Source organism: Salinispira sp. (genome assembly GCF_059431795.1).
The window spans coordinates 1-23441 of the sequence record NZ_JBXWXS010000035.1; the positions used below are offsets into that span (position 1 = coordinate 1).

Here is a 23441-nt window from a genome sequence, read left to right on the forward strand (position 1 = left end):
TTGATACTGAATGTTCATGGATTTCAGACTTCGCCCGATGGTTTCCACATATCCGTTGTCAAAGAGGAAGCTGTCGGTAACGATCATCGCCCGCCGCTTCCCCTGGAGATCTCCCAGGGCCACGGGCAGACAGCCCGGTGTATGATAAATTCTGGGCGGCAGTCTGAACCACAACATGTTTTCCCTCCGTTCCGCTACTGTTTTAATATTGATAAGGTGTTTGATACCCACGTTTTCACTCACCGAGTTGCCCCCCCAGCTTCCGCAGCCCAGCGTCAGAGAGGGCTCCAGCCGGAAGTTGTACACATCACCGATGGCCCCCTGGCTGGAAGGCATGTTCACCAGAATTCGGCCTGCGGGCATGATATTTCCGTACTCACGGATCCGGTCCTTCATTGAGGGATCGGTGTAGAGAACCGCCGTGTGCCCCAAACCTCCCAGCTCAACCAATTCTTTCGCCGCATCCACCCCAGTGGCAAAATCCGGCCGTCTATACATGGCCAACACGGGGGAAAGTTTTTCATGGGCGAAGGGCTCATCCACAGATACAGAATCCACTTCAGCAATGAGAATTTTGGTCTCCTTAGGCACGGTGAATCCGGCAATCTCCCCAATTACTGCCGCCGGCTGGCCCACAATTTTCGGATTGATGCTGCCCCGTTTGGGGTCCAGAATGCTGTCGCCCAAAAGCTTCCGCTCCTTCTCATTGCAGAAGTAGGCACCTCTTCTGGTGAACTCGGCTTTCACATCTTCATAGATGGTTTCGTGAACAATTACCGACTGCTCGGATGCGCATATCACTCCGTTGTCAAAGGTTTTACTTACGATCACCGAGTTTACCGCCATGCGGATATCCGCCGTCTCATCCATTACCGCAGGAGTGTTTCCCGCTCCCACACCGATTGCGGGTTTTCCCGAGGAATAGGCCGCCTTCACCATTCCAGGGCCTCCGGTGGCCAAAATCAGCGCTATGTCATCGTGCTTCATGAGGGCGTTGCTCAACTCAATGGAAGGGGTATCAATCCAGGAAATCAGGTTTCCGGGAGCCCCTGCTTCCACTGCCGCATCACGGATAATCTGTGCTGCCTGAATGGTACATTCGGCGGCCCGGGGATGGGGGGAAAAGATCACCCCATTCCGGGTCTTCAAAGCCAGAAGCGCCTTGAAAATCGCCGTGGAAGTGGGATTGGTGGTGGGTATAATGGCACAAATGATTCCCAAAGCTTCGGCCACTTTCCGAATTCCCTGGCTTTCATCGTATTCCAGGGTGCCGCAAGTCACACTGTCTTTATATTTGTTGTAGATAAACTCGGAGGCAAAATGGTTTTTAATCACCTTATCTTCCACAATACCCATACCGGTTTCCTCAACGGCATGCTTGGCAAGCTCGATCCTCATGGTGTTTGCCTTTAGCGCCGCGTGACGGAAAATCCCATCCACCTGCTCCTGAGAGTATGCGGAATATTCCCGCTGGGCCTGCTTCATTTTTTCCAATGTGTTTTGAAGTTCCTGCTGGTCCATACAGCCTCCTGTCTTGGGATATTCATACGATATTTTTTTATCGTTAATTTTATATAGATATTATATATCCACTAATTCCATGTCAACAGGAGCCGGGGTTTAAATAAATATTTTTTATTTATTGATACGAAGAGCCGTGCTACCATGATCAGATGGACGGAGAAACAATTATTCCACTTCCGGCAATCCGCCGTCTTCCCGGTTACTATTACCAGGTCAACCGTGCAATTGTGGCCGGGGAAACGCATATTTCCACCTCAGAGCTGGCTCTGCGGGCGAACCTCACCCCCATTCAGGTGCGGAAAGACATTGAGTATACGGGGGTGAAGGGAAAGACCCGCATTGGATATCCCTGCATGGAGTTGGAACAAGCTTTGGGTAAGATTTTGGGGCTTGAGCACGAGCACCGGGCGGTACTCGTTGGGGTGGGCTCCCTGGGAACGGCACTCTTAGGGCACAGGGGTTTCCAGCAATACGGCATACGGTTTGAGGCTGCATTCGATATCGCCTCCCCTAACCGGCGCATTCAAGGTATCCCCGTATATCACCCTGAGAAAATGAGCGAAGTTATTCCGCCCCTGGGAATTGAAATCGCCGTTCTCAGCGTACCCCCGGAAGCCGCATCCCAAGCTGCGCAGATGTGTGTGGATTCCCAAATACGAGGCATATGGAATTTCAGCGGCGCACCCTTGCATCAGGAGTTGCCCCATACCGTGTTCGTGCGGAACATCGATCTGGGTCTGCGCTTCTCATCATTCTTTGCGGAATTTCATCATCGAAACAGCTGAGTGGAAAAGGCTGAGGGGAGGGAACAGCGGAACCCCGATCCGGAAGGAAAGGGGTTCATGACCCTACTGTTTTTGAAAAGCTGCCCGCGCAACTTGCAGAATTAAATTTTGAAATTGTCTCACCCGATTGAATCAGGCGTTTTTCACCGCTTCCAGAGCGGAGCTGTAGTCCGGCTCCTGACCGATTTCCGGCACCTGTTCGGCATACACCACCTTACCGTTCCCATCTGCCACAATTACCGCCCGGGAGAGGAGACCCTCAAGAGGACCGCTGGTCATGCTGGCATTGTAGGTCTTGCCGAAGTCGCGTTTTTTCATGGTGGAAAGACTGCGGACATCTTTAATACCTTCGGTTCCGCAAAAACGTTTGTGGGCGAACGGGAGATCCTCGCTGATACAAAGCACTTCGGTATTCTCCAGATTCCCCGCTGCGCGGTTGAAGGTCCGTACTGAGGCCGCACATACACCGGTATCCACGCTGGGAAAAATATTCAACACCAGCTTTTTTCCTTTCAGATCGTCCAGGGTTATATCGTTAAGTTCCGTGTCGGTTAGACGGAAATCCGGAAGCGTTGTACCGGGAGCGGGTAGCTCTCCAAGGGTATGTACTGGATTTCCTTTAAATGCAATTGTTGCCATGAATTCCTCCGTAAATTAGTCAGCTATTGTTCTGCATAACATACGGAGATACAGAAGCGGAATCAAGTTTCAATACATCAAAGCTTATGAAAAGCTTCAGCAGAATTGCCGATTTTTTTACAAGCTTGGATGCACCGCTTTTACTGTTCGATCTTTTATTGTTCTATTTCCTCGGCATTCTCTTTTGCGTATGCCTCAAATTCTTCCCGGCTCATCCTGTCTTCATAAAGAGGCCAGAGGCTTTCGATCAGCTCCTCCATGCTCTCAAATTTCGCGCCGTTCATTTTGAAATACGTCATACTCTATCTATTCTCCATTACGTTTCAGAAATTTATCCCCAAACCTGCAGTCGGGACATTCTCCCAGTATGTGCACAATATAGAAGAAGTTGCATGAGATCGCAAGCAAAATTTTTCCTGCGGGTATTCATCTATTTTTCATACAAATCACACGGTAATTACAAAGCCGGACAGTATTTTCTTCACCATAGGAGGCCGAAAATGATTCATACCATCCATTTTTATGAAACCCCGGAACCCGATTCGGGTGTGGAAGTAATACCTGTTGACCACGAGCTGCTCGACAACCTGTTGGAGGATATCTCCCATACTCTCGACTCAATTCTTGAATCCAGCGCCTGGGACAATAGTTATCCTGAATATCGCTCCATGCCCGAGGAATTTATCCGCTTTCAGGGGAGGGCAGAAAAAGAGTCTTTTGACCAGTAATTCCGTCCCCGCCCCAGTTCAAGCATCCTCCCTCATTGCCTTGAAATAGCCGTATACCTCTTCCTGAATTTCCTCATTTCCACCGGGGGAACAGCGGTACCCCTTGCCATTCCCTTTTACTCTTCTCTCTTGACTTTCCGCCATGTTTTTATTAACAATAATATCAACTTTGACTAATCAAAATTAGAGGGCAGCTATGTTACTATCACGATTAATGAACCATGGAAGAGGAATTGCATTGCCGATAATTCTTCTTATAACCGTTGCAGTTTCGGGATGCGGGGGAGATATGGAAAATGGAACCGCTGATGACAATCAGTCCCGGGATGAGAGTATACAGCCGTTGCGGATTGTTGCCACCACCACCCAGGCCGGTGATCTTCTTTCCATCCTTACAGATGGTATTGCGGACGTAGATCTGACAAGGCTCATGGGTGCCGGAGTGGACCCTCACCTGTATCAGCCCACGGAACGGGACATTGCAGCCATGAACCGTGCGGACATGATCGTATACAGTGGACTTCATCTGGAAGGTCAGTTTGATGCGGTATTTGAATCACTTCGTGAGCGGGGTGTAACCATCTATGCCTTGTCAGATCCGGTTGATCGGGCAGGCTTCATAGTGCCGTCAATTGATGAGGAGGACGCGGGCAGCGCTGGCGATGACCCCCATTTCTGGTTCGACCCGCGAAACTGGGTGTTGAGCGTCAACGGCATGGCCGAACTGCTTGCCCGGAAACTTCCGAAGTTTGAAACAGAAATCCAACAAAACGCTGAGAATTACACCGCTCAACTTGAAATGCTCTATGAATGGGCCCGCACAGGGCTTCAATCTGTTCCAGCGGCACAGCGCTATTTGGTAACATCCCATGATGCCTTTCAGTATTTCGGCGCCGCCTTCGGCTGGAAGATGGCGGCCATTCAGGGCATCAGTACTCAGGATGAAGCGGGCGTGGGAGATATTGAGAATACAGTTGAGTTTGTCATTGAGAATGACATCCCCGTATTATTCATCGAATCCAGCATTCCGCCGGACAGCATAGAAGCGGTAATTGAAGCAATCCGCGACCGGGGCGCAGAGGTGCGCATAGGCGTACGGGAGTTGTACGGCGATGCCATGGGTGAACCGGATCGTTTCGGGGGAACATATATCGGTATGCTGGCAAGCAATGTGCTGACTATCCTTCAGTCCTATGCCGCCGCCGGAATGAATGTTAGCCTGCCTCCCTGGCCGGAGGAGATGGAAGCATTAATTCCCTCAGAGATGTTAGAGTACAACTGAGGCACACAAGCCCGTATAAATAGGATGAGATGAGTATGAAACGATCAGGCAACATGCAAGGCGAACATCCCCGGAAGCTTCATGCAGGAGAACCATCGTTCCACCCCGTACTGAGCACCAATGACTTGACCGTTGCATACGACAGCAAGCCTGCAATTTGGGACGTGGATCTTCAGGTTCCCTCAGGGGTTCTCATGGGAATTGTGGGACCCAACGGGGCGGGCAAGAGCACCTTCATTAAAGCGGTGTTGGATCTGATTCCCAAGGCCGGGGGATCTGTAAAGTTTTTCGGAGATACATACTCCCGCGTCCGTAACCGGGTGGGCTACGTTCCCCAGCGGGGAAGCGTGGACTGGGACTTTCCCACCACCGTGCTGGATGTGGTCACCATGGGCGTATACCACAAGCTGGGCTGGATCCGCCGGCCAGGAAAGAAGGAGCGGGGCGAAGCTCTGAATGCCCTGGAGCAGGTTGGCTTGAGTGAGTTCGCTCATCGGCAGATTAACCAGCTGTCCGGCGGTCAGCAGCAACGAACCTTCCTGGCGCGGGCTCTTGTGCAGGACGCCGATCTGTATTTCATGGACGAGCCGTTCGCTGCCGTTGACGCCCTCACCGAGTCGGCAATCATCGGGATTCTTCACCAACTTCGCAGCCGGGGAAAAACCGTGGTGGTGGTACACCACGATCTTCAGACTGTGGCGGATTACTTTGATTGGGTGGCGTTGTTGAATGTATCTCTGGTGGCAAGCGGTCCGGTGGATGAGATTTTCACCCAGCAGCTTATTGAAAAAACCTACGGAGGCAAGGTGAACGCCCTGCGTGCCAGAGAGGATCCTGAAGGAGAGCTCAGGAATGCCGAACGGGGAGGCTCCCGTGAATAGCAGGCCTGTGAATCACCGTCCCGTGAATAGCCATTCTGTGAATAGCCAGCCAATACACAACCCTGCTATCTGGATCGTGACCGGTATCTGGGCCGCCGTATTAATTCTGTTCATTCCTGTGAGCTCTCTGTCCGGCCTGGGACTCAGCTACACTCTTCGATCTGTCAGTCTGGGAGGCGCATTACTTGGAGCCATCAGCGGCGGTTTGGGCAGTTTTGCAGTCCTTCGGAAACAAAGCCTTCTGGGTGACGCTCTCAGCCATGCCGCCCTGCCCGGGGTGGGCATTGCCTTCCTGGTTGCAGGAAGGGAGCTGTGGGCGCTGCTTTTGGGGGCATCCGCAGCCAGTTTTCTGGGTGTAGGCTTTATCTCCCTGGTAACCAGAAACAGCAGAATTAAGCAGGACGGAGCCATGGGCATTGTGCTTGCCGGATGGTTTGCACTGGGAATCGGGATTCTGACTTATATCCAGCAGCGGCCGGATGCAAGCCAGGCGGGTCTTGATTCATTTATTTTCGGTCAGGCGGCGGCGATCGTGCGCAAAGATATCTTTCTTCTGTTCACAGTTGCAGCCGTGCTGCTTGTCATACTCCTTCTTTTCTGGAAAGAGTTTAAACTGATCACCTTCGATCCGGATTTTGCGGCAGCCAACGGGTATCCGGTAAAAATAATCACCGCACTGCTTCTCAGCCTGATTGTTATTGCCGTAGTAATGGGCCTTCAGCTGGCCGGCGTTGTTCTGATGGTGGGCTTGCTGATTGCCCCGGGTATTGCAGCCAGGCAATGGACAAGGCGGCTGGAAGAAATGGCGGTTCTCGGCGCGCTAATCGGGGCCAGTTCCGGTGCGCTGGGGGCTATTCTCAGCTCCATGGACCAAAATCTTCCCACCGGCCCGATGATTATTGTGGTAGTGAGCGTATTTGTGGGTATTTCATTCATTTTCGCCCCTGACCGGGGCCTTGCATGGAAGGCCAAACGCACAGCTGCGGACGCAAAGGAGAGCGAAGATGATGGCGCTTGAACGGGGACTTGTCTGGCTTTCACTTCAGCTGGCAAGCGTCCAGCAAATTAATGATTTTTTCGGAAACGCTCAGATCACCGCCGTGATTCTCGGTTCCCTGATTGCACTGTCCGCAGGAATTCTGGGCTCCTTCCTCATGCTTCGGGGAATGACCCTCACCAGCGATGCCATCAGCCATACCGTTCTCCTTGGTATTGTTCTCTCCTTTATTATTATCGCCGCAGTCGGGGCCCGGCCGGATCTATCATCTCCCTGGCTGCTCATCGGAGCGGCAGCAGCGGGAGTGGGTACGGTGGTACTCACCGAACTGCTGCACAACTCAGGCCTGGTAAAGCAGGATGCGGCCCTGGGACTGGTGTTTCCCCTGCTGTTCGCCATTGCGGTGATTTTTGTAGCCCGGTACGTGGATGACGTGCATCTGGACGAAGATGCAGTAATGGTGGGAGAGATAGGTGTGGCCTGGGCGAACACCAACAGTCACAGCTTCAACGATTACGAAACCATCGTAATTACCGAGGATGATCCACGGGCGGAGTTCGTACGTAAATGCCTTAACTGCCGGGAAGAGGGAATCAGCCCCCGGGATCCCCAAGCCCGATTTACAGAAGAATGCAGCAACTGCGGCGAGTACAGCCACGGCGAAGCCTACCGGGCAGGCCTTGTGGATGAAAAACCGATACTGGTATTCTGGCCGGCGTCTATAACGGTGATGCTGGTGCTATTGATCGCCACCCTCATCTTCGTAACTCTCTTCTACAAGGAACTGAAGCTGTCCACCTTCGATCCCGGTCTGGCAAAATCTCTGGGCTTCCGCCCGGGAGTGATGCTCTATGCCCTGATGACACTTGTGAGCCTTGTGGCAGTGGGTGCATTTGAAGCGGTGGGTTCCATCCTGGTGATCGCTTTTTTTATTATCCCCCCCGCTGCAGCCTACCTCCTCACCGACCGCTTATCTACCATGCTTATCCTGAGCTCGGTAATCGGTATGCTTTCCTCATGGCAGGGCTATGAGTTAGCGAAGGGAAACATCCTGGGCCTGGATCTAAACCGCATGTTCGAAAACGGATGGAACAGCTCCATATCAGCATCCATGGTGGTTACCATGCTGATGCTGTTCATCCTTATTTTTCTCCTCTCTCCCAAATATGGGCTGATCTCGGGACGGATCCGCCTCAGGAAACAAAAACAGGAATTTGAAGAACAGGTGGTACTGGGCCATGTATATCATCACAGCGGCAGCCGGGAAGAGGAGCTGGAATTACAGGCAGATAGTCTGAACATCCACGTCCAATGGCCGGAGAAGAAAACCCGGAAGGTGCTCTCCAGGCTTCTTGGTAAACATTGGGTGCTTATTGACGGTAACAGCATTCTTCATCTCAGCGACAAAGGCAGGGAATCGGTTGAGAACTTCTGGCGGGGGAACCTTGCCCGGCAGACCCCGAATTAAGGTTCACCGCTGCAATGCGTCCGGAAATTGAGCGGGCTGGGGGGAGAAAGCTCCCCAAGATTTTCAGCTGCAGCGAGAAAGCTCAAGACGGATTTCAAAAAGCCTTTTCCATGGAAAATCCACCCCGGCAACCCGAAACCCCGCCAGGGCTGAAAAACCGGGCAACCGGGATGTCATGAGGTCATTAATTTCATCCGCCAGCTTCGACTCCAGTGACCAGCTGTCCGGTATGCTGGAGATATCCACATGTCCTTGGGCTCCGTCCTCCGAAAGCCGGGACATCCACCGGGATCTAAGAATGCTTTGGTAGGCCCAATCGTCACAGATGCGGTAATACAAATTCTTCAGGCAAGTGGAAGAATTCCCTGAAAGATAACTGAGCACTCCCTGGAAGAGGGCCGTACCCAGACTGTTTCCCGCGGTGTTCCAACCCGCATACCCCAGAAGCTGCTTCCACATCCCCTGCCGTTCCAGCTCTTGCAGAAGGGAAGTTTCTCCGCCGTTGGGAAAGGCGGTATCTGCAACAATCACCGGGAGGGAATGAAGCGTGCATTGTGTAGCGATACGCTCCACAAATTGGGAGGAATCTCTGAATTCCTGGTCGGGAGCTTCGCTCATGCCCTCAGCCGGGGTGTTTAGCGCAAGGAGAATGTGGGCGTCTTCCGGACCCGATGCTTCCGCCCCCCCGCAGCTTTGAATTTGAAGACGGACGCTTTCTGAAAGGCTCATGCTTTCATATTTGGGAATTCTGTTCATCTCCTCCGACGAGCGGGGCAGAATGAATATTTTCATTTTTCCCTGATCGCTGCGGGCTGCCATGGAAGCGCCGGCTTGGGTCGCCGGTGCCGTAGCATGCCACTCCAGCACCGAGCGCGCTATGAGAACCCCTCCCACTTCATCCGCACCGGGATAGCTGAGCAGATTTCCCGCCCCCAGCCCGGCCTCTGCGGCTGGGCGGGAGAATAATCGGCTCCAGTCCCTGGGACCGTAGCCATAGCGTGCGGTATCATCCTGGGGTATAAGCAGAACGTCAATTTCCCTCCGGGAAAAATGCGAAATGGTATCATGAAGCAGGGTACGGTTGATCTCCCGCCTTCCTTCATAGTCCCTGAGTATATCTTGCGGGATGTATCCATCAAGGCAACGATATTCCCGGGTTTCCTGTTCGCTTAACCCTTCCACCTCTTCCTTGTGTTCCAGATATGCCCGGAGAAAAATCTCTCTACCGTATCGGGCATAGTATTCGGGCTCCTCATCATCACTGGAATATGCCGGCGTCCGCATCACGAGGCCGTATGCATAGACTCTGAAATTCGACCTCCCCGACTGTTTCCTTCTCCAGTGGATAAGGGCGATGAATGTTTCCAGACGCCGGGAGAGCTCACTGTAGGATGAGTAATGCAATCTGCTGGGCAGCAGGCCCCCATAAAGTATCATTTCAAGGGATACCACCAGGGCGTCGCAATCCGGAAGAATCGATTCCAGCCACTTCAAAATCCCTTCCGGATCTCCCGCCTCCTTTTTCTTTCCAATGAGAGAGCGCGGGGGCAGGGAAAGGGAAACGTCGGAATTTCCGGCTGCCGCCTGCCGGGGAAAGAGCATATTGCATGGCCGTTCGTCCAGGGGAATATATGCTACAGTCATTCAGCAGCTTCCTTCCGGTAAATGAGAAATGCGGCAATCTCTTTGGGTCCTATTGCAAGAGGCAGATCCACATCATCCAAAGACTGAAATTGCCGGGGCAGGAATTCTTCAAGGGAGATAGATTCTTCAAGGGGCATAGCTCCCGGCAATCTTTTCAGACGGCTTCCCTTTGGAAGGCGAGGACTGAATTGCTGGTCCTTGCTGCTGCTGTTCCAGATCCGAAGAAAACAGAGCCCGGAGTGTATACGGTATAATGCCGAAAGCACCAGCTGGCGATTGTTCAACTCCAAAGTTTCAGCGGGTTCGCCAGGAGACTGTCCCTGATCCCAGAGGGGAGAAACCCGAAACATGAGAGAGGTTAGTACCGGCGAATCCCAGGAACCGGGGTATATGCCGATTTCCCCCTCTACCCGTTTCTGCATCTGGGCCTCGGGAGTATCCAAATGGGGGCCCGCTCCGCCACCCCGCTCGGGAAGTTCGGCCCGGGAAAGAGTCCCCACCGCCCTGAGAAGGTTAAGAGCTATGCGGCCGTCGGGCAGCAGATCATATCCATGAAACCCGTTATGACATATGCTCACATCCGCAGCAGCCAGAAAGCTGCTTGATGGCCACTCATTGGGGTATGCCTCTCTCTGGGGGGTGTGGGTGTGGGGGCGGATATGATGATGTTCCCGTTTCACCAGATCGAAGGCCGTATCGGAAACACTGCTTCGTGAAGGACCTTCTTGTCCGGCAATGAGTCTAATACGGGAATTCCTGCTCCGGTTGTTCAGCACAATGTTCAACCTTACAAACTGTTCACCATCACGAAGACGAAAAAGCAGATCCGCTTCCGATTCATCCGGTCCCAGGTATGTCACTTTGCAATGGGAAGAAAAGCGGTTCCGTACTACATGCTCTATCCGAAGCGGCTTTCCCCAGCAGGCACCAGTGGGCCTGGGTGAGCTGGTATAGCTGTCGCCATCATCGTGTTCCCACAGGAGCAACAGCGCATTTTCTATACGGACCGCAGTTGTTGTGTTTATCAGATTAATACTTCCGTCGGCTTGAATCTCAACGCGGAGATCTGCGTTCTCCAGCACCGAGATTCCCCTGCTGTTCCCGGTATTACGGGGTTGAGCGGGAATTCTGTCCCGAACATGTGTTTCAGGTCCGCAGGGCACGATCCGGTATGTTTTTCGCCCCATTCCCTTGAGCCGGGGAACAAACTCTACGCTATATTTCCACCCGGGATACCAGTTTACCGGATACTCAAATTCGCTGAAAAAGCCCTCGCTCGGCTCCCGGGTGAGGATGTCCAGTTCAAACTGTTCATTTCCATCCATAAGAATGAAGCTGCCTCTATCTTCTTGCTGGGGAATGAACACTTCTACACGTACGGGAGTTTCGCGGGTGTAGGGAAGCTGATTCCACAACAGCAATTGATCATTGAAAACACCGGGCTTCCGTCCGGCAAGCCTTCTGGTAATATCCTGAATCTGCCGGGAGGCCCCGCTTCGCACCTGTTGAAAACGCACATGATTTTCCCCGTGCACCTCATCGATGCTGCAACCGCCGATGCTGTCATGGGCATGGTTCTGAATTAGCAGCTTCCAGAGCAGATTTCTATGCTCGGGATACAGCATTTGGGGTGAGGCAAAGTACCCCAGGGGTTCAAGGGCGTAGCTGAGGATATCCTGGGCTTCCACGTTCGCTAATTTCAGATCTACCCTGCTGCTCAATACACCGCTGAGAATATATGCCTTGCCGTTATCCCTCAGCTCCCCTTCCAGACTGCCAGGGTATTCAGATGTATGGGACGAACCATCCTGGCTGTAAAAATCCCGGATCTCCTTCAGCGCCGAAGAAAGTCCCGTTTCACTCATCTCCCAGGACGGGCTCTTCCCGGAGAGGTGACTGGAAAGGGAGGATGCCCGTTCTTTCCAGTCACCGGGGGGCATGCAGTGGTCGGAACCCGCAGTGAGGAGGACGGGAGCTCCACAGGCATATTCATCGGATTGGGAAATAAATGTGTCCGTCAGGTCCACATAGGTATCGGCATGGAGAAAGTCCTGGTAATACCCGCTCCACAGTGGCAGTGCATGGGTATGAATACTGCACCCGTCTGCTCCCTTCCAAAGAAGATCGCTGACGGATTGATTCACCCCTCTGGCAACAAGAATGCTTTTCAGCCTGAACATCCGGGCAATAGCAGGCAGCTGGCTGATATGGCCGAAGGTATCGGGAAGGTAAAGAACATCAGGGGAAGATCCCAGTTTCCGGGATTCCGCCATACCGATTTCCAGATTCCGCAATATGGCCTCACCGCTGACGAGGAATTCATCGGGCATAATGTACCATGGTCCCACCTCAATTCTTCCCTGCCGGATGAGCTCATGCAGCCGCTCTTTCAGATTCTCACCCGCCGCATCATCAATATCATCAATAACACTGGTCTGACCGTCAAACAGAAACACCGGTAGCGCGTCATCCTCCAGAAGAGATACGATATGCTCAGCCGCCCTCAGGAGTCTGAAGCGGAAGTCCGCAAAACTGCGGTACCACTCCCTGTCCCAATGGGTATGATGCACAAGTAAGAGCCGTCGTGTATTCACTGCATTATCCCTTAACCGCACTGGCAATACCGCCTTCAATAAAGTGCCGTTGGTTGAAGATAAAAAATATGAGAGAGGGAGTTACCGCCAGAAGCGCACCCGATGCAATCAGCCTCCAGTCTGTGGAAAAGGTTCCCTGAAGCTTTTGAACCCCCAGGGGAACGGTGAGCAGGTTTTCGCTTTCCAGAACCAGAAGGGGCCAGAGAAAATCGCTCCACATATTAATAAAGGTGAATATTCCCAGCGCAGCGATTGCGGGCTTCACCATGGGCATGAGCACCTGAAACAGCACACGGGTGGACGATGCACCGTCTATTACCGCAGCCTCCTCCAGCGAGGCGGGAACGGTGACCAGCGACTGGCGGATAAGAAAAATGCCGAAGGCGGTAACCGCATTGGGAAGAATTACCCCCAGGAGACTGTTTTTTAGTCCGATCCCCACAATGAGTACAAAGTTGGGAATCATGGTGAGCTGAATGGGAATCATCATGGTGGAGAGAACCGCCATGAACACTATGCCCTTACCTTTGAATTTCATCCGTGCCAGGGGAAATGCCGCGGTGAGGGCGAGAAGAATATTCAATACCACCGTCGCACCCACAACAATCAGGGAATTGCGGTAGTACAGGAGCATGGGAATGGTTGTGAACACCTTCATAAAATTTTCCAATGTAGGCCTCTCGGGGATAAAGCTGGGAGGCATGCTGAAAATATTTTCTCCCGGCGATTTAAGGGCTGTGGATAAGAGCCAAATAAAGGGAACAACCGAGACCGCAGCAACCAGGATAAGAAGAAGGTAGCGGCTGAATTGCCGTAGTGTTTGTTGAAGGCGGTAATTTTCCGCCAGTTGAACGTTTTCACCCATTACATATCTCCTGAGTAGCTCTTGTCGCTTCGCCTGATGCTCAGAAAGCTGAGTATAAAGAGAATGCTGAATAGCACCACACCAATGGCACTGGCGTATCCGAAGGAAAGTTTATCGAAAGCTGTATCGTATATTTCAAAAACCATTGTTCTGGTACTGCCGAAGGGTCCGCCGCCGGTCATTACATACACCTCATCGAACACTTTCATGGCTGCCATGGAAGACATAATACCCACGACCGCCATGGTGGGGGCAAGAAGGGGAATGGTTATCTGAAACAGCTGCCTCCATGCCGGAGCGCCGTCAATGGTAGCCGCTTCATATAATTCAGGATTAATACTTTGCAGTCCCGCAAGATATATCACCATATAATATCCGATCCCCTTCCAAATGGTCACAACCATGACTGCAAAAAGGGCGGTGTCGGGGTTGGTAAGCCACGCCACCGGTTCTGATGTAAGATGCAGAACATCATTGAACAGATAATTGAGAATTCCCCGTTCGGTGTACATCCACTTCCAGATAATGCCCGCTACAACCATGCTGGTTACAACCGGAAAATAATAGACCGTACGGAAAACATTCACTCCCTTGAGCTTGGTATCGTTCACCAATACCGCAACCAGCAACGGGAGAAGTACAAGCACCGGGACCACGACGAGGAAGTATTTCAGGCTATTGAACAGAGCCCTATAGAAATCCGGACTGGAAAAAAGCCGTATATAGTTCTCCAGCCCGATAAACTGGGGATCGCTGAGGAGGTTATAACTGGTAAAGCTGAATCCCAGGGCACGTATAAGAGGGTAAAAAATGAACAGTACCAGGATGCTCAATGTGGGTATGAGATACAGATATGGAGTCCATGGCTTATACATTCGCGATATCATGTTGTTGCTCCTGCTTCCAGTGATAGAAAAATCATGGGACGGGTATGGGGTGCATTTTATCCGCCTGCTCCGGGCTGGCGAAGCAGGCGGATAAAACCCGGCCGCCCATACGAGGCGGCCGGATAGTTAGGTCGTTACTGTAGCAGATTGTTTGCTGTTTCTTCTGCATCCTGCAGCAGCTGGGAGGCATCTCCCCGGCCGGCAACTGCCTGGGCGAAGGCATTGATGAATGCATCCCGGATTTCCGGCCAGTTCTGAATCGGTGGGAAGATAACCGATCCCTGGGAAACTTCACGGGCGCTCATTATCCGTGCAGCGGTTGCGGGTTGCCCATCGCTTTCACTGAAGAAATCATCTTCAAGCGCGGCGTTGGTGGAGGGAACGATGGACCCGGCATCCTTGGCGAACACAACCTGATTCTCATTGTTGGTGAGAAACTTTGCGAAGGCAAGAGCAGCCTCAGGATGTTCGCTGGACTCGGGTACTGCAATATTCATAACGGCTATGTTGGATTTTCCGTCGGTTCCCCGTATCTGCGGACCTACACCGGTGTTGCCGTATACTTCCTCTGAATTTTCCTGGATCATCCTGGCGTGGCTTGTACCGCCGAAAAACATTGCCAGTTCTCCGGAGCTGTATAACTGGATGGCCTCTCCGGTACCCGATTTGGAAGTCAGTGTTTCACTGGGAATAAGCCCCTCTTCGAGCATGGCGGCATAGTATTCAGCTGCCTGGCGAACTTCCGGCGTATTGAAATTGGCCTGGGTAAAGTCATCGTTAAAAAGCCGCATACCCATGCGCTCAAGCTCTTCCATAATAAACTGGTCGTTGAAGAATGTCATGTAGCCGTAGGCGCCGGTATTTTCTTTAATCGCTTGAGCGTACTCGTACAATTCATCGAAACTTTCCGGGGGATCAGCTGGATCAAGGCCGGCTTCTTCAAACAACGCCTTGTTGTAATACACCATGTTACTGGTAATATACCAGGGAAGCGCGAAGATTGTGTCACCGTAGCTGCTTGCATTCCAGGTTCCTTCAAAAAACCGGCCCTGTACATCGGCGGCTTGTTGGGACATATCCACCAGCAGATTATTTTGGGCAAGTTTCTGACTGAACGGAAGGTTCAGGTTAGCTACGTCAGGAAGGGTATCACTGGCTGCGGCTGTAAGAATCTTCGTCTCCATATCGCCCCAGGGAACATCAACCCAATTCACCGTGACATTGGGATTTGCCGCTTCGAATTCGGAAATGACTCCGTTGAGATAGTCATTGAAACGGGGTGCAAGACTCATGGTCCAAAATGTTATCTCGGCAGGTTCAACGGTTGATGCTTCAGCTTCCCCCGAGCCGCCTTCCTGACCGCCTGCTGCAAAAATCATTGCGGCTGCTGTCAGCAACAACATACATCCTATCAGGATCTTCTTCATATCGCTCTCCTCTTTGAGTGATTCAACGTTGAATCAAATAGTAGAAGCAGATATACTGTCTGTCAATATTTTTTTTCAATTTCCCGGTATTTTTTGCAAAAATGCCTATACATAAGGGCCAAATCCTGAAAAATGGGAAAATATTTGACCTATTCCGGTCATAGCTCTATAATTCGTTTAGTCTACCGTTGAACCAAATACCAGGAGTACAGCATGCAGACTTCAAAAAGCACGAAGCGCAGCACACTAAAAGATATCGCATCCCGTGTTGGAGTCAGTCCCCGGGCTGTATCATCGGCCTTGAATGGAACCGGCAGAGTTTCGCCGGCAATGCAGGAAAAGATCCGCCGGGTTGCTAAGGAATTGAACTATCGGCCGAACACCGCCGCCCGGAGTCTGGTCCAAAATAGAAGCTACCTTCTTGGCGCCCTCTTTCCCTATGCGAATGTCAGTTTTTTCAATGATATCATCAGTGGAATTGAAGAAAAATGTAATGAGAACGAATACGACATGCTGCTGGGCAACGCCAATCTTCTTGATGAAAAAGATGAGCGTCCCGCCCTTATGCGGATGATCAACCGGGGAGTGGACGGCATCCTTTGTGCACCCGACTACCGGGAGATTGATCTATTCAGATTCCTTGAATCCCAGGAAATTCCAACTGTTCAGGTGATGACCAGAATTGAACAGTCATCCCTTCCATATATCGGCGTGGACAACACCCGGGGCGGGTATCTTGCCACACGGCACCTTCTGGAATTGGGGCATGAGAAAATCGGTTTCCTGAAATCAAACCGTCTCCACTACAGCGAGATTGAAGACCGCTTTGGGGGATACATGAAAGCGCTCATCCAGTCCGGCGTCAGACTGGATGTTGATGAGTACAGTCAGGCCTGTGAGCAGACCGTCCTGGGGGGCTACGAGGCAGTAGGTCAGCTTCTCTCCCGCAGACCGGATATAACGGCAATTGTATCTCCCACCGACTATGCAGCTGTAGGTGGTTTGAGAGCATGTCTGGAGGCGGGACGAAGGATTCCCCAAGATATTTCGGTGATCGGCTATGATGATCTCAGTATTGCCCGGAATCAAATATCATATCCCCTTACAACGGTTGCCCAGCCCAAACGGGAGATCGGCCTGCAGGCTTTCGACATGCTGAAAGCCCGAATGGAAGGCAAAGATCCGGAAAACCGAATTCTCGAACCCCGCCTGGTTCTCCGGAGCACCACAGCATCCCCCGGTTGAGATCCTGCCGGCTATTGTCTCCCCAGCGGAGGTCGCACAGACCCCCGGCGATTTCTTTCCACAGGACTCAGAATCAACGGGACAAGATTTCGGCGGGGCAAAATCTTGTCGGGACAAGATTTCGGCGGGGCAAAATCTTGTCGGGGCAAGATTTCGACGGTGCTGTTTTTAGCGGCACATAACGAGGAAATCATTCATGAAACAGATAATCCATACTGATATTGCAATCATCGGAGCCTCAGCCTCCGGTGTAGCTGCTGCAATCCAGGCTGCCCGGATGGGCTGTGAGGTTCACATTCTGGAAGAAGGCCCCTGGGTGGGCGGCATGCTCACATCTGCGGGAGTGAGTGCCATTGACGGAAACCACGGGCTTCCATCAGGGCTCTGGGGTGAGTTTCGCGGGAGGCTCCGGGATTATTACGGTGGTCCTGAAGCACTTGAAACCGGGTGGGTGAGCAACACCCAGTTCACTCCCCGTGAGGCAGAGACAATTCTACGAAACATGATGGAAGCCGAACCCAATATTCACCTTCACAGGCAGTGCAGTATCCATTCAATGGAGCGGGAGGAAGTGCGGGGAAAAATCCGCATACAGGGTATACATTTTCAGGATCGGGGAGATCTGAACCATTATCTACAGCCGGAAATTGTGATTCTGGCGGATGAGTACGGAGATTCTGTGGAAATGGCAGGGCTGAAATGGCACAGCGGGCTGGAGGGGCGAGAGGCCTATGGCGAGGGAATCGGACCGGATCAGCCGCTGTTGCACCCCCAGGACCTCACCTGGACGGCAACCCTGTCGGCTGAAGGAGATCTCCGCTTCGCAGAGGATCAGCCGAAGACCGTCCGGGAAGGTGAATTCGCAGGACTTCTGGGAGATCCCGGGATCTCCTGGGAGCGCTTTCTTCAGTACGGTAAACTGCCGGGAAATTACTATATGCTCAATTGGCCGATTTCCGGAAACGATCTGTATGGTAATTATTTTGATCCCGGCGCCCGGCCTGAAATTTTCCGAAGGGCCCGGGAAAAGACTCTCAGACTCATGGATCTGATTAACAGCCAACTTGTATCCGGCCGGCTGCTGCCTGCTGAGGACATGTATCCCACGACTGAGGGGAAGGAGTACACTCAAGGTCTGGCTCTCATACCGTATATTCGGGAGGCGCGGCGCATCCATGGCCTGCAAACCCTCCGCCTCCAGGATATTCTCAAGCCGGATTCAAGCCCCCTCACCCCCTATGCAATTGCATCGGGAGATTATCCCCTGGACCATCACCGGAGCCAGGATCCTGAATCCCCCGGTATCCGCTTCCCGAAGATCCCCCCGTTTTCCCTTCCCTACGGTTCACTGGTGCCCAGGGACGGGGATAATATCCTTGCAGCGGAGAAATCCGTTTCGGTGAGCGGGCTGGTAAACGGGTGCACCAGACTTCAGCCGGTGGTGATGCAGGCAGGACAGGCGGCGGGTGCGGCGGGAGCATTGTGCGTTCGCCAGAATATCACCCCGGATCGAATCAATGTCCGCCGGCTTCAGGAGGAACTGCTGAAGGCACAACTCTATCTTATGCCCACCCACAACTTGCATCCTGACGATTATCGATTCACACAGGTCCAGAAGGCATTGCTTACGGGAAACGGGTTTTTGCGAAGGGAGAGCGTAGGCTGGGCGAACCGGGCGTATGCGGATCATTTGGATCAACTTTACACAGAGGAGATATCATGGAACGATCTATTCCTATAAGCAGGGCAAAAACATACAAAACCCAGCTTCTGGAAAACTGCATCCCCTTCTGGATGAATCACGGGTACGACCGGGAATACGGCGGTTTCATAACCGGACTGAATAGAGCCGGAGAGCGTATTGAAAGCGATAAATCGGTATGGTTTCAGGGACGGGCAGGATGGACAATGGCCAACAGTTATCTGCTTGGAAACAAATCGGACAGTTCCCTTTTAGAAGCTGCAGAATCCTGCATGGACTTTTCTTCCAGACATTGCTTCGACAGCGATGGAAGAATGCTGTTCCGTGTAACCCGGCAGGGGGAAAAGCTCATAAAACGCCGCTACTCCTTCAGTGAGTTTTTTTCTGTGATTGCCGGATCTTCACTGGCAATCGCCTCCAACGACCTGTCACGGCTCAATAACGCGTACCGCTTGTTCAGGAACACACTGGAATATCTGGGGAACCCCGATAACGCCGATCCCAAGGTAGACCCCCATACCCGCCCCAGTATCGGGCTGGCTCAGCCCATGATAGAGATCAATGTTGCCCAGGAGATCAGGGAGGCATTCTGTATTCTGAACTCAGATGCGGTTGAAGAAATCGATTTCTGTACCCGGCTTATTCAAGAAAATATCCGCCTGATTTCACATACCTTCGTACGTCCTGAGCATGAAGCGGTGGTGGAACAGTGCAATCCCGACGGGACCCTACAGGACGAACATTTTGAGGGCCGACTCATTAATCCGGGACACAGCATTGAAGCTGCATGGTTCATCCTTCGGGAAGCCGATTATCTAAAGAACGGTGGAGCGGGAATGCACCATCATATGGGCCTGTCTGAATCGCAGAAGGCGGCAGCCCGAAGAGGAAGAGCCCGGAACGCCACTACCACAGGAACGCCCCTGACTCAGCCCCCGGATGAGGCGGATTCCTTGACCCGTCTGGGAGTAAAGATACTCGATTGGATGTGGAATCGAGGGTGGGATTCGGAGCACGGGGGATTGAACTATTTCGCCGATCTCCACGGGCATGCTCCATATGAATATTGGCATAACATGAAATTCTGGTGGCCCCATAACGAAGCAAGCATCGCCCTGCTCTACGCCGATCTTCTCACCGGAGACACCCGGCATTCTGCGCGATTTAATGAGCTGGATGCCTGGATTGAAGATCACTTCCCCGATACGGAGTACGGCGAATGGTATGGCTACCTCAATTTTGACGGGAGCGTCTCCTCCGATCTAAAGGGAAATATGTTCAAAGGTCCCTTCCACATCCCCCGAATGCAGATGTGGGGCTGGCATTTAATTAACAGAATGCATCATACTTCCACCACAGGAAGCTGATCGCCGCCCATACCACCGCGGAGAACTAGCTAAAGGATCTAAAATGGCCGCAGAATACAGAAGGAGCTCACCATGCCGCTGACATTTGACATGTCCCTGGCCGAATTGCAGAGTTACCGGGGTTCCACCCCCCTCCCAGGGAACTTCGGGGATTTTTGGGACCAGGCGATCGGGGCATCCAGAAACCATCATTCATCTGTAGAAATTGCCCCGGCGGATTTTACCTGCAGCGGGGCCGACTCCTTTCACCTGCGGTTCACCGGTGTTTCCGGCGGACGCCACTACGCCAAATTGCTTCGACCAAAGGACGGCGGAGACGGTTCGGCAGTTCTGTTCTTTCACGGATACAGCGGTGAAAGCTCCGACTGGGTAGATTACCTGCCCTATATAATGGAGGGGAAAAGCGTCGCCGCACTGGATTGTCCGGGACAGGGGGGTGAGTCCGAGGATGTGCTCCGGGGAAGGGGCAGCACCCTCCAGGGGCATATTGTCCGTGGGGTGGAAGATGCCATGGCAGGAGATCCCCGGGCACTCTACTATGTGAACCTGTTTCTCAACACCGGGGTGTTCGCCGATGCGCTAGGCTCTCTGGACGGAATAGATCCCCGGCGCATCTGTGCAAGCGGCTGGAGTCAGGGGGGCGCTCTTACCCTGGCGGTGGCTGCAATGCGTCCGGAAATTGAGCGGGCTGCGGCGGTGTACCCCTTCCTTTCGGATTACCGCAGAATATGGGAAATCGATCTGGCCCGGGACGCATATGCGGGTCTGCATGAGTATTTCCGCCATCGGGATCCCCTGCACCGGCGGGAAGAGGAGTTTTTTACCGCCCTGGGCTATATTGATCTCCGGCATTTAGCCCCCCGGATCAGGGCACGGACCCTGATGTTCACCGGACTCATGGACACCATCTGTCCGCCGTCCAGCCAGTTTGCCGTTTTCAATGCCGTTGAAGCTCCCAAAACACATCGCATTTATCCCGACTTTGCCCACGAAGAGCTCCCCGGAGCCCGGGACGGGATTTTCACCTTTCTCTGTGGATATGAGTCCTGATCGTTTCAGCCTGCCCCGCTCCTTTTCTCCCGAAATGTGAGCGGCCAACCCGGTATCCGCGTCAAAATCGGCGATATTATGGCTGGATTCCCCCCCTATCCTCTGGTCATTTCTCACGCCATATGTAATACTCTGCGGACTTCCGGCAGAAGGGCCGGAGGAAATAACCAATTACTTTCCCATCACGTTTCTTTCTGAAAACATGTGCAACACGCCATGTGAAGTCGGGAATGCCGGCGGGCATGTCCTGAGATGTATGCTTCCCTGATCTACAATCTACAGACAGCATGTGATAGCTCCGATACGCCCATTGGGCAGAATACGCTTCGGATTATTATCCGACGGAGAAATTTGGTGGTCAGGTAGCGAAGGATACATAATGACGTTTTCAGACTTTCAACTGGATGGGCGCATTCTCAGCGCACTTACCAATATGGGCTTCAGTGAACCCACAGAAATTCAGCAGCAGGCTCTGCCCCTGCTCATGGAAAATCCGAATCAGGATTTCATCGGACTCGCTCAGACCGGCACCGGGAAAACTGCCGCATTCGGCCTGCCTCTCCTGGCAGTGGCCAGCCCGGAAGATACCTCTCCCCGTGCGCTTATTCTCAGCCCCACACGGGAACTGGCCCTGCAGATTAGCGATGAAATGAGTAAATTCAGCAGGAATCTCCCGGGCATCCGGATCACAACCGTGTACGGCGGCGCCAGCATCAGCGACCAGATCCGTGAACTGCGCCGGGGATCTCAAATTGTTGTTGCCACCCCCGGGCGTCTTGCGGATCTTATCCGAAGAAACAAGATCGACATCGGTAAAATTTCAAACCTGGTGCTTGATGAAGCGGATATTATGCTGAATATGGGCTTCAAACAAGAGCTGGATGAAATCCTGGAGCAGACTCCCGAAGAAAAGCGGGTTATTCTGCTTTCGGCAACCATGCCTCCGGAAGTAGCAAGGATCGCAGCCACCTATATGGAAAATCCCAGCGAAGTAAAGGTGGGGACCAAAAATGCCAGCGCCGACACCATCAGCCATAACTACTGCATGGTGCACAGCAAGGACAAATACCATGCTCTGAAGCGCCTCCTGGACTCCCATCCGGAAATATACGGTATTGTATTTTGCCGAACTAAGATCAGCACCCAGCATATTGCAGAAAACCTCATCCGTGACGGATATAATTCAGCCCCCCTTCACGGGGACCTTTCCCAGGCTCAGCGTGACCAGGTTATGAAAAACTTCCGAACCGGGGGCACCCAGATCCTGGTGGCAACCGACGTGGCGGCCCGGGGTCTTGATGTGGACCATCTCAGCCATGTGATTCACTACGATCTTCCCGATGAGCCGGAGAATTACGTTCACCGCAGCGGGCGCACCGGAAGAGCCGGCAGAACCGGTCACTCGGTTGCCATTATCAATATGAAGGAAAAAGGGAAAATTCGCAGAATTGAGCGGAGCATGAACGGAAAGATTACTCAAATGCGGGTCCCCGACGGACAGGAGATATGCGAGCATCAGCTCATGCATCTCATAGACCGGGTCCACAACGTTCAGGTTGATGAAAGCAGGATTGAGAAATATCTCCCCATAATCGAAGAAAAACTTGCAGCCCTGGACAGGGAGTCATTGCTCAAACATTTCGTTTCTCTGGAGTTCAATCGCTTTCTGGATTACTACAAAGATGCCGGGGACCTGAATCCCAGCGAGCATGCCAGGGACTCGGGAAGAAATGACGACCGGGGCAGAAACCGCAGAGATGACCGTGATGGAAGACGGGGAAAAGGCCGGCGGGACAACGCCGACAGAGGCGGCCGCGACAGACGGGACGACAGACGGGATACTCGTCGCAGCGGTTCAGACAAGCCCTTCAGCAAGGACGGCCCCCGTGCCGAGTCCTTCGATATCATTTCTGTGAATGTGGGACGGAGCGACAAAGTGCTTCCACCGCAGATTATCGGAATGGTGAACGAAGCCACCAAACTTCGCCACATCGAAATCGGCAGGATAGACATTGACTCAGGCAGCTCCCGCATGATGGTTGATTCCCGCTACAGTTCAATGGTGGCCGATGCGTTGGATAAATATCAGTACCGGGGGAAAACCATTTCCGCCGAGGTTGTTTCCACAGGCTCAGGGCGAAGAAGCGGATCAGCTTCCTCATCACCCGGAGGCAAAAGCGGCAAACCCCAATCAGGATCCAAACCCCAATCCGGCGGTAAACCCTCGGGGAATTACGGGGAAAAAGCGGGAAGTAAGCCCGGTGGGAAAAAAAGCGGTAAACGGGGGGCCAAGAGGTCCGAAGCCCGGAAAAAGAGCAGCAAGTAATAGATGCTCAGGCCTTCCGGCCAGCCTAGA

General features: G+C 52.7%; 20 protein-coding genes. 11 read left to right on the forward strand and 9 right to left on the reverse strand.

Annotated features, from left to right (window positions below):
* On the reverse strand, nucleotides 1-1521 hold a 1521-nt coding region (locus tag AC52PS_RS12305; protein ID WP_495563369.1), incomplete at its 3' end, for an aldehyde dehydrogenase family protein.
* Nucleotides 1522-1673: 152 nt separating this feature from the next.
* Here AC52PS_RS12305 and AC52PS_RS12310 point away from each other — a divergent pair.
* Nucleotides 1674-2309 carry a redox-sensing transcriptional repressor Rex gene (locus tag AC52PS_RS12310; RefSeq protein WP_495563370.1) on the forward strand — a complete coding sequence of 212 codons (636 nt, stop codon included), beginning with the start codon at nucleotides 1674-1676 and terminating at the stop codon, nucleotides 2307-2309.
* A gap of 132 nt (nucleotides 2310-2441) precedes the next feature.
* Here the strand turns inward: AC52PS_RS12310 and tpx are convergent, their stop codons facing one another.
* Together tpx and AC52PS_RS12320 are read right to left on the reverse strand one after the other, a co-directional pair.
* Complete coding sequence (gene tpx / locus AC52PS_RS12315; protein ID WP_495563371.1) at nucleotides 2442-2948, reverse strand: thiol peroxidase; 507 nt, start codon at nucleotides 2946-2948, stop codon at nucleotides 2442-2444.
* A gap of 155 nt (nucleotides 2949-3103) precedes the next feature.
* On the reverse strand, nucleotides 3104-3247 hold the full coding sequence (locus tag AC52PS_RS12320) for a hypothetical protein (RefSeq protein WP_495563372.1): 144 nt from the start codon (nucleotides 3245-3247) through the stop codon (nucleotides 3104-3106).
* Nucleotides 3248-3448: 201 nt separating this feature from the next.
* Between AC52PS_RS12320 and AC52PS_RS12325 the strand changes: the two genes are divergently transcribed.
* Nucleotides 3449-3676: a hypothetical protein gene (locus AC52PS_RS12325; protein ID WP_495563373.1), complete on the forward strand. Its 228-nt coding sequence runs from the start codon at nucleotides 3449-3451 to the stop codon at nucleotides 3674-3676.
* An 18-nt stretch (nucleotides 3677-3694) separates the two neighbouring features.
* Here AC52PS_RS12325 and AC52PS_RS12330 read toward each other — a convergent pair whose 3' ends face one another.
* Nucleotides 3695-3820: a hypothetical protein gene (locus tag AC52PS_RS12330; RefSeq protein WP_495563374.1), complete on the reverse strand. Its 126-nt coding sequence runs from the start codon at nucleotides 3818-3820 to the stop codon at nucleotides 3695-3697.
* A 70-nt stretch (nucleotides 3821-3890) separates the two neighbouring features.
* On the opposite strand from AC52PS_RS12330, the gene AC52PS_RS12335 reads away from it, so the two are divergent.
* The 4 genes from AC52PS_RS12335 (at nucleotide 3891) to AC52PS_RS12350 (ending at nucleotide 8304) form a co-directional block, all read left to right on the forward strand.
* Nucleotides 3891-4958 carry a metal ABC transporter solute-binding protein, Zn/Mn family gene (locus tag AC52PS_RS12335; RefSeq protein ID WP_495563375.1) on the forward strand — a complete coding sequence of 356 codons (1068 nt, stop codon included), beginning with the start codon at nucleotides 3891-3893 and terminating at the stop codon, nucleotides 4956-4958.
* A gap of 35 nt (nucleotides 4959-4993) precedes the next feature.
* Nucleotides 4994-5839 (forward strand): metal ABC transporter ATP-binding protein, encoded by an 846-nt coding sequence (locus AC52PS_RS12340; RefSeq protein ID WP_495563376.1) that lies wholly within the window; start codon nucleotides 4994-4996, stop codon nucleotides 5837-5839.
* A gap of 76 nt (nucleotides 5840-5915) precedes the next feature.
* Entirely contained in the window at nucleotides 5916-6857 is a 942-nt protein-coding gene (locus AC52PS_RS12345; RefSeq protein WP_495563377.1) for a metal ABC transporter permease, read from the forward strand.
* Nucleotides 6844-8304, forward strand: coding sequence for a metal ABC transporter permease (locus tag AC52PS_RS12350; protein ID WP_495563378.1), 1461 nt, complete (start codon nucleotides 6844-6846; stop codon nucleotides 8302-8304). The genes AC52PS_RS12345 and AC52PS_RS12350 overlap by 14 nt, the downstream gene beginning before the upstream one ends.
* A 63-nt stretch (nucleotides 8305-8367) precedes the next feature.
* Here the strand turns inward: AC52PS_RS12350 and AC52PS_RS12355 are convergent, their stop codons facing one another.
* From AC52PS_RS12355 to AC52PS_RS12375, 5 genes are all read right to left on the reverse strand, one after another.
* The gene (locus AC52PS_RS12355; protein WP_495563379.1) at nucleotides 8368-9948 is read right to left on the reverse strand and encodes a DUF4127 family protein; all 1581 of its coding nucleotides are present in this window, start codon (nucleotides 9946-9948) and stop codon (nucleotides 8368-8370) included.
* Nucleotides 9945-12542 (reverse strand): glycoside hydrolase family 38 N-terminal domain-containing protein, encoded by a 2598-nt coding sequence (locus tag AC52PS_RS12360; RefSeq protein WP_495563380.1) that lies wholly within the window; start codon nucleotides 12540-12542, stop codon nucleotides 9945-9947. The genes AC52PS_RS12355 and AC52PS_RS12360 overlap by 4 nt, the downstream gene beginning before the upstream one ends.
* Before the next feature lie 4 nt (nucleotides 12543-12546).
* Nucleotides 12547-13407, reverse strand: a complete 861-nt coding sequence (locus tag AC52PS_RS12365) for a carbohydrate ABC transporter permease (RefSeq protein WP_495563381.1) — start codon at nucleotides 13405-13407, stop codon at nucleotides 12547-12549.
* A complete protein-coding gene (locus tag AC52PS_RS12370) occupies nucleotides 13407-14294 on the reverse strand; it encodes a carbohydrate ABC transporter permease (RefSeq protein WP_495563382.1) in 888 nt (295 codons plus the stop codon). Before AC52PS_RS12370 ends, AC52PS_RS12365 begins: the two co-directional genes overlap by 1 nt.
* 134 nt (nucleotides 14295-14428) lie before the next feature.
* Nucleotides 14429-15721: an ABC transporter substrate-binding protein gene (locus AC52PS_RS12375; RefSeq protein WP_495563383.1), complete on the reverse strand. Its 1293-nt coding sequence runs from the start codon at nucleotides 15719-15721 to the stop codon at nucleotides 14429-14431.
* A gap of 213 nt (nucleotides 15722-15934) precedes the next feature.
* On the opposite strand from AC52PS_RS12375, the gene AC52PS_RS12380 reads away from it, so the two are divergent.
* The 5 genes from AC52PS_RS12380 (at nucleotide 15935) to AC52PS_RS12400 (ending at nucleotide 23411) form a co-directional block, all read left to right on the forward strand.
* Entirely contained in the window at nucleotides 15935-16966 is a 1032-nt protein-coding gene (locus AC52PS_RS12380; RefSeq protein WP_495563384.1) for a LacI family DNA-binding transcriptional regulator, read from the forward strand.
* 196 nt (nucleotides 16967-17162) lie between these two features.
* The gene (locus tag AC52PS_RS12385; protein ID WP_495563385.1) at nucleotides 17163-18707 is read left to right on the forward strand and encodes an FAD-dependent oxidoreductase; all 1545 of its coding nucleotides are present in this window, start codon (nucleotides 17163-17165) and stop codon (nucleotides 18705-18707) included.
* On the forward strand, nucleotides 18686-20035 hold the full coding sequence (locus tag AC52PS_RS12390) for an AGE family epimerase/isomerase (protein WP_495563386.1): 1350 nt from the start codon (nucleotides 18686-18688) through the stop codon (nucleotides 20033-20035). The genes AC52PS_RS12385 and AC52PS_RS12390 overlap by 22 nt, the downstream gene beginning before the upstream one ends.
* Nucleotides 20036-20107: 72 nt before the next feature.
* Nucleotides 20108-21085: an acetylxylan esterase gene (locus AC52PS_RS12395; RefSeq protein WP_495563387.1), complete on the forward strand. Its 978-nt coding sequence runs from the start codon at nucleotides 20108-20110 to the stop codon at nucleotides 21083-21085.
* A gap of 379 nt (nucleotides 21086-21464) precedes the next feature.
* Nucleotides 21465-23411, forward strand: coding sequence for a DEAD/DEAH box helicase (locus tag AC52PS_RS12400; protein ID WP_495563388.1), 1947 nt, complete (start codon nucleotides 21465-21467; stop codon nucleotides 23409-23411).
* The last annotated feature ends 30 nt before the right edge of the window (nucleotides 23412-23441 follow it).

What these genes read in the sequence shown, in the direction of transcription:
- AC52PS_RS12310 (WP_495563370.1), top strand. Translation starts at nt 1,674, where the DNA reads ATGGACGGAGAAACAATTATTCCACTTCCGGCAATCCGCCGTCTTCCC.
- tpx (WP_495563371.1), bottom strand. Translation starts at nt 2,948, where the DNA reads ATGGCAACAATTGCATTTAAAGGAAATCCAGTACATACCCTTGGAGAG.
- AC52PS_RS12320 (WP_495563372.1), bottom strand. Translation starts at nt 3,247, where the DNA reads ATGACGTATTTCAAAATGAACGGCGCGAAATTTGAGAGCATGGAGGAG.
- AC52PS_RS12325 (WP_495563373.1), top strand. Translation starts at nt 3,449, where the DNA reads ATGATTCATACCATCCATTTTTATGAAACCCCGGAACCCGATTCGGGT.
- AC52PS_RS12330 (WP_495563374.1), bottom strand. Translation starts at nt 3,820, where the DNA reads ATGGCGGAAAGTCAAGAGAGAAGAGTAAAAGGGAATGGCAAGGGGTAC.
- AC52PS_RS12335 (WP_495563375.1), top strand. Translation starts at nt 3,891, where the DNA reads ATGAACCATGGAAGAGGAATTGCATTGCCGATAATTCTTCTTATAACC.
- AC52PS_RS12340 (WP_495563376.1), top strand. Translation starts at nt 4,994, where the DNA reads ATGAAACGATCAGGCAACATGCAAGGCGAACATCCCCGGAAGCTTCAT.
- AC52PS_RS12350 (WP_495563378.1), top strand. Translation starts at nt 6,844, where the DNA reads ATGATGGCGCTTGAACGGGGACTTGTCTGGCTTTCACTTCAGCTGGCA.
- AC52PS_RS12355 (WP_495563379.1), bottom strand. Translation starts at nt 9,948, where the DNA reads ATGACTGTAGCATATATTCCCCTGGACGAACGGCCATGCAATATGCTC.
- AC52PS_RS12365 (WP_495563381.1), bottom strand. Translation starts at nt 13,407, where the DNA reads ATGGGTGAAAACGTTCAACTGGCGGAAAATTACCGCCTTCAACAAACA.
- AC52PS_RS12370 (WP_495563382.1), bottom strand. Translation starts at nt 14,294, where the DNA reads ATGATATCGCGAATGTATAAGCCATGGACTCCATATCTGTATCTCATA.
- AC52PS_RS12375 (WP_495563383.1), bottom strand. Translation starts at nt 15,721, where the DNA reads ATGAAGAAGATCCTGATAGGATGTATGTTGTTGCTGACAGCAGCCGCA.
- AC52PS_RS12380 (WP_495563384.1), top strand. Translation starts at nt 15,935, where the DNA reads ATGCAGACTTCAAAAAGCACGAAGCGCAGCACACTAAAAGATATCGCA.
- AC52PS_RS12385 (WP_495563385.1), top strand. Translation starts at nt 17,163, where the DNA reads ATGAAACAGATAATCCATACTGATATTGCAATCATCGGAGCCTCAGCC.
- AC52PS_RS12390 (WP_495563386.1), top strand. Translation starts at nt 18,686, where the DNA reads ATGGAACGATCTATTCCTATAAGCAGGGCAAAAACATACAAAACCCAG.
- AC52PS_RS12395 (WP_495563387.1), top strand. Translation starts at nt 20,108, where the DNA reads ATGCCGCTGACATTTGACATGTCCCTGGCCGAATTGCAGAGTTACCGG.
- AC52PS_RS12400 (WP_495563388.1), top strand. Translation starts at nt 21,465, where the DNA reads ATGACGTTTTCAGACTTTCAACTGGATGGGCGCATTCTCAGCGCACTT.